Below are 1,680 nucleotides of genomic sequence, written 5' to 3'. Positions count from 1 at the left end.
TCGCCGCCGGCCTTGGCTGAAGCTGGGATCCCTGTTGCTCGCCTTCGGGTTGGCCTGGGTGCTGGCTTGGGGTGAGGTAGGATGGCCGCTCTCTCTACGGGTGCAGGGGCAGAGCTATTCACAGCTTGTCGAGCAATCGCGCTCTTTGGTTTGGCAAACCTTGGCACAACAATTTCAGGCACAGCCGCAGGCGGAGCAGCTCACTTTAGAAGTACTGGGGCAAGGTGGGGAACAACAAGTGCCCCTCTTCACGGTGCGAATGCCTCGCAGTGTTTGGCAGCAAAACCCATCGCCAACTCAACTGGAGCAATATGCCACTTTCTATCCCAATGCATTAACTCTTTTACAACCAAGAGTGGCGGCCCGAAAAGCTCAGGTAGAATTTACTCCTCTTCCTCAAGGTGGAGTCGCATTGGTCTCTAGCAATCCTTCCAATGGCCAAAGAGGGATCCCAGTTGATCAAAGTATTCGCCTGCGTTTCGACCGAGAGCTTCCGACAGGAATGACGAGTTTGGCTTTTGGGATCCAGCCTCCTTTGGAAGTGGCCTTTGATATCCAGGGAAACGAGCTAATTGTACAGCCTTTACAGCCACTCAACTACAGTACCGATTACAGAGTGTTCTTACCTGCTGCCAAAGAGCTAGATTTACAAAATCCCATAGAGTTGACCTTCCGCACCGAGCCTCAATACACCTACCAGCGAGATATTCAGCCCCTACTGGATGCTAGCTGTGTGGGTTGTCATCAGCGGGCCGGTCGGATGCGGCGCAGCCCTTTGGATAGCTATGCCGCGGTGATGCGTTACGTAACGCCCGGATCAGAAAATAGCGAGTTGCTGAAACCGCGCTGGTTGGCTCGCCATGCTGTTATTCAACGGGCGGCAGGGATCCCCTTGAATGCAGAAGGAGAAGGGGCCGACGCCCCCGGTTCCTTATCGGAGCTTGGGACGGGAACTGTGCCGACGCCGAGACCCCCCGTGAGTGATCCCCAAGGAGAATTTCCCGGCTCTTTTATTGGACGCAGCGGATCTCCCGAATTGGCCTACATTCGCCGCAACGGCACCGGCACGGATCGCTTGGGCCACTTGAGCCCTGAAGAAATCCAGATCTTGCGTACCTGGATTATTCAGGATTGGGCTGCTGAGACCCACAAAAGTTAACCCGATGGCTCGGGGAGTCTTTATTGAGTTAAGATGAGTTGACCTAGATGTTAAGTTTCTTGACCAACTGCTTATCTTGGAACCAAAACCCTACGAGACCAACCGGTGACAACTGCTGCCAGGGATCCCTTGGATTGCATGAGGTGGGTTGTAGAAGCTTTTGGCAAGCGACTGGCAACCAGCTTGAGGACGAGAGCTGAGATTAGCGTCATTGCTGGCGCTGTTTTCGTGTCGCTCCGAGAGGAATCCTGCTAACTTTTTATCATTCAAAAAATAGGGATCCCAAATATGGGGATCCCCAAGTCTCCTTCCTCTAGTGTCTCAGTCTTCAACACACCTGTGTGAGTCGTTCTAATCTTAGGAACAAAACTGTGAAAAAGTCGTGCAGAGAAGCAAAGGACCTAAGCCCCGCTGTCTTGCTCAGGTGGCCTGGGATCCGGGACGGGCGATGAGCGCCAGCTCCACCTGATGTTCTCGGGGCTGCTGCAGTTGCACCTCCACGTCGCGGCCAAAGAAGCCCT

General features: G+C 53.9%; 1 protein-coding gene. It reads left to right on the top strand.

Going from position 1 to position 1,680, the window contains the following annotated elements; translation table 11 throughout:
• Nucleotides 1–1,159: Ig-like domain-containing protein (locus NW857_RS07125; RefSeq protein ID WP_414368468.1), on the top strand; the 1,159-nt coding region annotated here is incomplete at its 5' end.
• Nucleotides 1,160–1,680: the final 521 nt, after the last annotated feature.

This window comes from Synechococcus sp. H55.9 (genome assembly GCF_047462355.1).
GTDB lineage: Bacteria > Cyanobacteriota > Cyanobacteriia > Thermostichales > Thermostichaceae > Thermostichus.
Note: the sequence above shows the minus strand (reverse complement) of the source record. Positions and strands in the feature narration are given on the sequence as shown.